Source organism: uncultured Roseovarius sp. (assembly GCF_913054395.1).
Lineage (GTDB): Bacteria > Pseudomonadota > Alphaproteobacteria > Rhodobacterales > Rhodobacteraceae > Roseovarius.
The window spans coordinates 1-6,872 of record NZ_CAJXIP010000157.1; the positions used below are offsets into that span (position 1 = coordinate 1).

Here is a 6,872-nt window from a genome sequence, read left to right on the forward strand (position 1 = left end):
ACCCCCGGGATATTTAGGGCAAGAAGAAACAGGGGGATGGACAGGGCATGGGCCGGGATCGCTGGCATGAGGTCGAGGAGGCGGGAGCGCTTGTCGTGGCGCGGCGCTGGCCTGTGCGGTTCGATCTGGCGGTGGTGACGGTCCTGCCGCGGGGCGGGCGGCGTTTCCTGGCGCATCAGGTGCGTCAGGACATGTGGCGGGCCTTGCAGGGACTGCGCGGCTTTGTCCCGGCGGTGCGGGTGACGCGGACCGCAGGGGGGCTTGAGGTGGTCGCGGGAGGAGAGGTGCGGGGGCGGTTTGACCGTGCCCATGCCGAGGCGCGAATCGCGGCGGTGCTTGACGACGAGGCCAATCGCGCGCGATGGCAGCGGAGGGCGAGATGAAGGGAGCGGGGCTGGTTTTGGCGCTGTGCCTTGTCCAGCAGGCAGCGGCGGCGCAGGAGGAGGCGCTGCTGCTGCCATCGGGGCTTGATGCGCGGCTTCAGGAGGTGCTGACGGATCGCCCCGGCGGGGGGCTGACGTATCGGTTTCGCTTTGTTGCAGAAGGGTTTACGGGCGGAGAGGCAGCGCTTGAGGCCGTGATGGGAGATCTGGACTATCTCTGTCAGAACTACGCCGTGACGCGCCTGCCGGAGATCGGGCCGATGCCAAGCCGGATCGTCGTCTCACTGGCCGACAGGCCATCGGAATTCGGGGTGTTCGATCCCGAGGTAACACAGGTTTTCGAGGCCTATAGCGTGCAAGACGGGGCCTGCATCTGGGAGATGTTTTGATGCAAACACAAGATGTTGATAGACACAGTTCACGTAGGTGCCAGAATGAGGCTTTGGCGTCACATGAGCAAGTGTTCGCCCATGGCGCGTGTTCATTTTTCGAGAATCCGGCTATGATGGAGTCCGGTTGCACCCAAGTAACCCTAACCTCGCCAGGCGGGCGGCTAGGGACGCATGTTCCGTTGGCGCCCGTTTCCATAGACAAGAGAGACAGGAGAAATACATGTCGAACAGCATCAAGAGCGTTCTCGCAATTGGCCTTGTGGCCTTTGTCGCAGCTTGCGCACAGCCCGCACAGGAAGAATTCGTCGTTGTCGAGCCCGAGCCGATTTCGACTGAGCCGGTCATCACCGGCAAATACAAGTAACCTTATCAAGGTGATACAGGGACAGGCGACAGCGCCTGTCCCGCTTTTGGCACAGTGGGCCAAGACGCGAAAGGCAATTGACCTAGGTCAACGCGGCCGTCTTCCGAAGTCAGATACTTGTCCTGTCGGTGATTTGAATCACGGGCAGCATATTAAGCCTGAAGGGGAAGACTTATGCTTTACAAAACAAGAACAGCATTCTGTTTTGCCGCAATTTCTGGATTGGTGGCCTGTGGCCAGCAGGAACCACCGCCACCTGTCGGCGTCCAGCCCGGTTTCACAAAATACGGCGAGGCCATCTGCCCTGAGGGGCTGGTCCTGTCCGGCGATCTTTGTGTCTCGCCCGAGGCCGCAGCCGCGGGTGCCGCTTCCGGTGTCGATGCTGGCGGAGCCAGTGGAACCTCTGGGGGGAGCACGGGCGGTACGGATCCGGGGACCGATCCGGGGACGGACCCCGGAACAGGTTCGGGAACCGGGGCTGGACCGGGCGCCGGGCCGGGACCGGGGGCGGGACCGGGATCAGGCGCCGGTCCTGGGCCAGGTGCTGGCAGCTCATAGACAGCAGCACAAATTTCATAATCACTCATCCATCCTGCAGGCGGCTGCGGGGTGGGTGACGGCTCTTACTGCCGCAGTGAGGGCCACATCATGATCAAGCATCGCGGTTTCCCCGGACGTCTTCCGGGTTCTGATTTTCAATTCGTCATCCGTCGCGCCAATCCCAAGGGCGCCACGCCGCTTACCGCGCGTGAGCGGTTTCGCGATCGCAGACCGGCAGACCGGCGCGCTGATACGGGGTTTCTGAGTGCGCTCTGGGAACATTTTGGCGACCAGCCGTTTGAACGCGGCAATCTGGATGCCGGGCGTCTGGCCTGGCTGTTCGGGCGCGAGGTCAAGCCCGTCGAAGAAAACTTTGATCCCGAGAGCTATGAGGCCCTGTTGGTGATTGATGTCGCCGTTGCGCGGGCCTCTTTCCCCGAAGTCTTTAGCGGACGGGGCGACGAGTGATGGCGCGGATCGGCATGAAATTGCGCACGAGTCGTGGAAACGCGCGGGATGCAGCCGATGTGGTTGCACCGCAGCATTTCGGCTTGGCCCCAAAGCGCGATCTTGTCAGGGTGATCCTAGTGATGGATGCCCTTCCCCAAGGGGCGTTGACACAACGTCTCATCCGTTACCCTTCCCCTTACGGGCGGCGCTGTGCTGGCTGGCGCAGGTCGCCCGGTTTTTCTTTCGCGACAGGGCTGTGCCGGTTTCGGCGGCGGCTTGCCGATCCGCGTGTGCTGAAAGCGGATCGCTTTGACGCGCCGCCGGATTTGGCGTTGAGTGGGCGTGATATAAAATCGCGCAATTCAGGAGAAAATCCAACATGCATACGATCCAACGCAAAACTGCCCCGGCGCTCGCGGCGCTCGCCCTTGTCGCACTTGCGGCCTGCGGCGATACCATCCCTGAGCAGGCGCTTTTGGGTGGCGGGGCCGGGGCGATCACCGGGGCTGCGGTGGGCGGAAGCGTCATCACTGGCGCGGCTGTCGGGGCTGCGGGCAACGTGGTCTATTGTCAGGCCTATCCAAGCCGCTGCAACTAACCAGAATTTGAGCCGCGCGCCGGGCCATGTGCCCGCGTTGCGTGATGCTGTGACCCGGACCATCGGCGCTTAATGCGCCGGTGGTCTTTTTTATGCCAGATCCGTGCGCTGTGACGCGCGGCCAAGAACCGAAAAGAAGGGACGTAAGATGTTCAAGAAGATCCTGATCGCGAACCGTGGGGAGATTGCCTGCCGGGTGATCAAGACCGCACGGGCCATGGGTATCAAGACGGTGGCGATCTATTCGGATGCGGACCGCAACGCGCTGCATGTGCGCATGGCCGATGAGGCGGTTCACATCGGCCCCGCACCGGCCAGTGAATCCTATATCGTGATCGACAAGGTGATGGATGCCATTCGCCGGACCGGCGCCGAGGCGGTGCATCCCGGTTATGGCTTTTTGTCCGAAAACCCCAAGTTCGCCGAGGCGCTCGAGGCCGAAGGCGTCGCCTTTATCGGGCCGCCGGTCGGGGCGATCAAGGCGATGGGTGACAAGATCACCAGCAAGAAGATCGCGCAGGAGGCCAACGTAAGCACCGTTCCGGGCTATATGGGGTTGATCGAGGATGCCGAGGACGCGGTCAAGATTTCCAACGAGGTCGGCTATCCGGTGATGATCAAGGCCAGTGCCGGCGGCGGCGGCAAGGGCATGCGGATCGCCTGGAATGACGAGGAGGCGCGTGAGGGGTTCCAAAGCTCCAAGAACGAGGCGGCCAGCAGCTTTGGCGACGACCGGATTTTCATCGAGAAATTCGTCACCCAACCGCGCCATATCGAAATTCAGGTGCTCTGCGACAGCCATGGCAACGGCATCTATCTGGGCGAGCGGGAATGCTCGATCCAGCGCCGCAACCAGAAGGTCATCGAAGAGGCCCCGAGCCCGTTTCTTGACGAGGCCACCCGCAAGGCCATGGGCGAACAGTCGGTCGCGCTAGCGCAGGCGGTGGGGTATTCGTCGGCCGGGACCGTGGAATTCATCGTCGATGGCGAACGCAATTTCTATTTCCTCGAAATGAACACCCGCCTTCAGGTCGAGCATCCGGTGACCGAATTGATCACCGGGGTCGATCTTGTGGAACAGATGATCCGCGTCGCTTATGGCGAAAAGCTTGGCCTTGCGCAGGGTGACGTCAAGCTGACCGGCTGGGCGGTGGAAAGCCGGCTTTATGCCGAAGACCCTTATCGCGGGTTCCTGCCCTCGATTGGTCGCCTGAGCCGCTATCGCCCGCCGCAGGAACTTGCCATCGAGGGGGCTGTGGTGCGCAACGATACCGGCGTCTTCGAGGGGGGCGAGATCAGCATGTATTACGACCCGATGATCGCCAAGCTGTGCACATGGGGCCATACCCGATCCGAGGCGATCGAAGGCATGCGCAATGCGCTCGATGGCTTCGAGATGGAAGGCGTCGGCCATAACCTGCCGTTCCTGAGTGCGGTGATGGATCACCCCAAGTTCGTCGCCGGTGAGATGACCACGGCCTTTATCGAAGAAGAATATCCCGATGGATTTGAAGGGGTCAGCCTTGGAGATGACGCCCTGCGCGCGATTGCGGCCTCATGTGCGGCCATGCACCGTGTCGCCGAAATCCGCCGCACCCGCGTGTCCGGACGCATGGACAATCACGAACGCCACGTCGGCGAGGATTGGGTGGTGTCGCTTCAGGGTCATAGCTTTGCCGTGACCGTTGCGGCCGATAAATCCGGGGCGACGGTCGGCTTTGAGGATGGCGATACCCTTCGGGTGACCAGCGACTGGACGCCGGGCGATCAGCTTGCCACGCTGATGGTGGATGGCAAGCCGCTGGTATTGAAGGTCGGCAAGGTGTCGGGCGGTTTCCGGATCCGGTCGCGCGGTGCGGATCTCAAGGTGCATGTGCGCACCCCGCGTCAGGCCGAACTGGCCGCGTTAATGCCTGAGAAACTGCCGCCTGATACATCGAAGCTGTTGCTCTGTCCGATGCCGGGCCTGATCGTCAAGGTCAATGTCGCCGTGGGCGACGAGGTTCAGGAGGGGCAGGCGCTTTGTACTGTGGAGGCGATGAAGATGGAAAACATCCTGCGGGCCGAGAAAAAGGCCATTGTGACCAAACTCAACGCGGGGCCGGGCGACAGCCTTGCGGTTGACGATGTGATCATGGAGTTCGAATAAGCGAGATGATTCCGGACTATCAATCCTTAATGAAGCCGGTGCTAGAGTTGGCCGCGTCAGGCGAGGTGAAAATCTCGGATGCGGTCACGCGACTTGAGGAGGCATTTCAGCTTAGCGAGGGTGAGAGGTCCGAATTACTGCCAAGCGGCAAGCAGGCAAGGTTTGCGAACCGGGTACATTGGGCGCGCAGTTACCTCAAACAGGCCGGTTTATTGCGTAACACACGGCGAGGACACTTCGAAATCACGGAAGAGGGGCGACGTGTTCTGGCAGAAGATCCAGAGCGGATCGACGCCAAATTTCTGGAACGTTACGATCCGTTTCTGGAGTTCAAATCGCGCACCAATGCCGCAAGCGAGGACGCTGCCGCTATATCCGAGCCGATGCCAACAACACCTGATGAAGCGATGCGTGGTGCCTATGAGCAGATCAATGATGCCCTAGCGGCAGATTTGCTAGCTCGGTTGCGCGAGGCTGAACCTGCTTTTTTTGAAGGTGTGATTGTCCATCTGCTTTTGCAGATGGGATATGGGTATGGGGCGAGCGCTGGTAATGTGCTGGGCCGATCCGGTGATGATGGGGTGGATGGGGTAATAAACCTCGATCCTCTGGGCGTAGATCAGGTCTATGTTCAAGCCAAGCGCTATCAGGCAGGAAGCCCAATTGGATCAGGGGCGATACGGGATTTCTACGGCGCTCTAGGCCTCAAGGATGTGACCAAAGGCATATTTGTCACCACCTCGTCATTCAGTCCGAATGCTCGTGCGACGGCTGAAAAACTGGGCGCTCGGATCGTGCTTGTGGACGGGCCGCAGCTTGCCAAGCTGATGGTCGTACACGAGGTAGGGTGTCGCGTCACTGAAGCATTCAAGGTGGCCGTTGTCGAAGAAAGCTATTTCGAATGATCCGGGTCGCCGCCCCTTTGCGAAACGCGACAGGGATGCTGGTGCTGATGGCACTGGCGATGGCCTGCGCGCGCGATGAGGAGGCGGCCCAGAGGGATCGGCTGGACCAGTGGTTCAGTCTCGGCGAGACCTTGGCCTTTGAGGCCGCAAGCGGTTGTGCTGCGGCCGTCTATGAGGTCAGGAGTGGCGGGGTAAAGGCCGCCATGCCGCTGACCGGAAGCGCGGGTGAGATGGTTCGCGTTCTGGGGCAGCGCGGCCGTGCGGCCCTGGTGCAGCCCGGCGAGACGCCGGATCAGGCGATGGTAGGGCTGGTCAATCACAAGCGGGATCTCGGCATGCGCCTGCGCCGAACGGGTCTTGAGGGGCGCGATTGTATGGGGGAGATCACCGAAAGCGCGTTTCGCCATGCGATCGACACCAGGGGTGCAATTCTGGCCTTTGACGAGGCGAGCGGCAGCTTGATGCTGCTCGAGCCGAAATTAGGGCTTTTGATCGTTGCCATGGGGGCGGGGTGAATGGCGGACCTGTTTCAGCTACCGCTTGAATGGTCGCGCAATTCCTGCTGGCGCACCGGAAGCTTGTCGATGCTGCGGGTGATCTCGCGCACCCGCCAGGGCGCCGGTTTGCGCAGGTATATGACCCCGTCCTTGCCCACCAGAACAAGGGAAAATCCGCGCGGGCGCAACGTCTTGCGCAGGTCTGATCTGGCCGAAGGATCAGTATCCGTCAGCACCACCACATCGCGTTCGTCGAGCACGTCAAGCCGCTCGGTGATATATCCCATCTGTTCGACATATCGCGGATCGGCAGGTGTGTCGGCAAAGACAATCAAGGGTCGTTTAATCCATAGAAATTCATTCAAATTGGCCGTGGTTCCATCCAGAATGGGGGAGTCCACCGGGTCTTTCTGGGTGTCCTGCGCGATTGCGAATGTGGCAATAAAAGCCAGAAAAACAAGGGAAAATAAAGGTTTCATGGGTTCTCCTACCCGACAAGATATAGGGGGCATGGCCGCGATTGCGAAGAGTCAATCTCGGAAGGTGCAGAAAATTTTACGATTCATGCGATGGTCAGAAATTCGCGAGCAACAT

General features: G+C 60.6%; 10 protein-coding genes. 8 read left to right on the forward strand and 2 right to left on the reverse strand.

What is annotated here, in order from left to right; all coding sequences use genetic code 11:
* The first annotated feature begins 47 nt into the window (after positions 1-47).
* The 4 genes from QZ522_RS16255 to QZ522_RS16270 all read left to right on the forward strand — a co-directional run bounded on the left by QZ522_RS16255 (position 48) and on the right by QZ522_RS16270 (position 2,147).
* Positions 48-383: a hypothetical protein gene (locus QZ522_RS16255; RefSeq protein ID WP_294613967.1), complete on the forward strand. Its 336-nt coding sequence runs from the start codon at positions 48-50 to the stop codon at positions 381-383.
* Positions 380-772, forward strand: coding sequence for a DUF6497 family protein (locus tag QZ522_RS16260; protein ID WP_294613971.1), 393 nt, complete (start codon positions 380-382; stop codon positions 770-772). Before QZ522_RS16255 ends, QZ522_RS16260 begins: the two co-directional genes overlap by 4 nt.
* 223 nt (positions 773-995) lie before the next feature.
* Positions 996-1,139, forward strand: a complete 144-nt coding sequence (locus tag QZ522_RS16265; protein WP_170925183.1) for a hypothetical protein — start codon at positions 996-998, stop codon at positions 1,137-1,139.
* A 648-nt stretch (positions 1,140-1,787) separates the two neighbouring features.
* Entirely contained in the window at positions 1,788-2,147 is a 360-nt protein-coding gene (locus QZ522_RS16270; protein WP_294613975.1) for a hypothetical protein, read from the forward strand.
* A gap of 159 nt (positions 2,148-2,306) precedes the next feature.
* Here the strand turns inward: QZ522_RS16270 and QZ522_RS16275 are convergent, their stop codons facing one another.
* On the reverse strand, positions 2,307-2,510 hold the full coding sequence (locus QZ522_RS16275) for a hypothetical protein (protein ID WP_294613978.1): 204 nt from the start codon (positions 2,508-2,510) through the stop codon (positions 2,307-2,309).
* Here QZ522_RS16275 and QZ522_RS16280 point away from each other — a divergent pair.
* The 4 genes from QZ522_RS16280 to QZ522_RS16295 all read left to right on the forward strand — a co-directional run bounded on the left by QZ522_RS16280 (position 2,509) and on the right by QZ522_RS16295 (position 6,296).
* Entirely contained in the window at positions 2,509-2,727 is a 219-nt protein-coding gene (locus QZ522_RS16280; protein WP_294613981.1) for a hypothetical protein, read from the forward strand. The two genes, QZ522_RS16275 and QZ522_RS16280, sit on opposite strands and share 2 nt — an antisense overlap.
* A gap of 148 nt (positions 2,728-2,875) precedes the next feature.
* Positions 2,876-4,876 (forward strand): acetyl/propionyl/methylcrotonyl-CoA carboxylase subunit alpha, encoded by a 2,001-nt coding sequence (locus QZ522_RS16285; RefSeq protein WP_294613984.1) that lies wholly within the window; start codon positions 2,876-2,878, stop codon positions 4,874-4,876.
* A 5-nt stretch (positions 4,877-4,881) separates the two neighbouring features.
* Positions 4,882-5,781, forward strand: a complete 900-nt coding sequence (locus QZ522_RS16290) for a winged helix-turn-helix domain-containing protein (RefSeq protein WP_294613986.1) — start codon at positions 4,882-4,884, stop codon at positions 5,779-5,781.
* Positions 5,778-6,296 (forward strand): hypothetical protein, encoded by a 519-nt coding sequence (locus tag QZ522_RS16295; RefSeq protein ID WP_294613989.1) that lies wholly within the window; start codon positions 5,778-5,780, stop codon positions 6,294-6,296. The genes QZ522_RS16290 and QZ522_RS16295 overlap by 4 nt, the downstream gene beginning before the upstream one ends.
* A 14-nt stretch (positions 6,297-6,310) precedes the next feature.
* Here QZ522_RS16295 and QZ522_RS16300 read toward each other — a convergent pair whose 3' ends face one another.
* Entirely contained in the window at positions 6,311-6,757 is a 447-nt protein-coding gene (locus QZ522_RS16300; protein WP_294613992.1) for a DUF4174 domain-containing protein, read from the reverse strand.
* Between the last annotated feature and the right edge of the window lie 115 nt (positions 6,758-6,872).

Excerpts from the sequence above, each read along its gene's own strand:
- QZ522_RS16285 (WP_294613984.1), top strand. The coding sequence starts at position 2,876 with ATGTTCAAGAAGATCCTGATCGCGAACCGTGGGGAGATTGCCTGCCGG.
- QZ522_RS16265 (WP_170925183.1), top strand. The coding sequence starts at position 996 with ATGTCGAACAGCATCAAGAGCGTTCTCGCAATTGGCCTTGTGGCCTTT.
- QZ522_RS16275 (WP_294613978.1), bottom strand. The coding sequence starts at position 2,510 with ATGTTGGATTTTCTCCTGAATTGCGCGATTTTATATCACGCCCACTCA.
- QZ522_RS16295 (WP_294613989.1), top strand. The coding sequence starts at position 5,778 with ATGATCCGGGTCGCCGCCCCTTTGCGAAACGCGACAGGGATGCTGGTG.
- QZ522_RS16300 (WP_294613992.1), bottom strand. The coding sequence starts at position 6,757 with ATGAAACCTTTATTTTCCCTTGTTTTTCTGGCTTTTATTGCCACATTC.
- QZ522_RS16280 (WP_294613981.1), top strand. The coding sequence starts at position 2,509 with ATGCATACGATCCAACGCAAAACTGCCCCGGCGCTCGCGGCGCTCGCC.
- QZ522_RS16270 (WP_294613975.1), top strand. The coding sequence starts at position 1,788 with ATGATCAAGCATCGCGGTTTCCCCGGACGTCTTCCGGGTTCTGATTTT.
- QZ522_RS16255 (WP_294613967.1), top strand. The coding sequence starts at position 48 with ATGGGCCGGGATCGCTGGCATGAGGTCGAGGAGGCGGGAGCGCTTGTC.
- QZ522_RS16290 (WP_294613986.1), top strand. The coding sequence starts at position 4,882 with ATGATTCCGGACTATCAATCCTTAATGAAGCCGGTGCTAGAGTTGGCC.
- QZ522_RS16260 (WP_294613971.1), top strand. The coding sequence starts at position 380 with ATGAAGGGAGCGGGGCTGGTTTTGGCGCTGTGCCTTGTCCAGCAGGCA.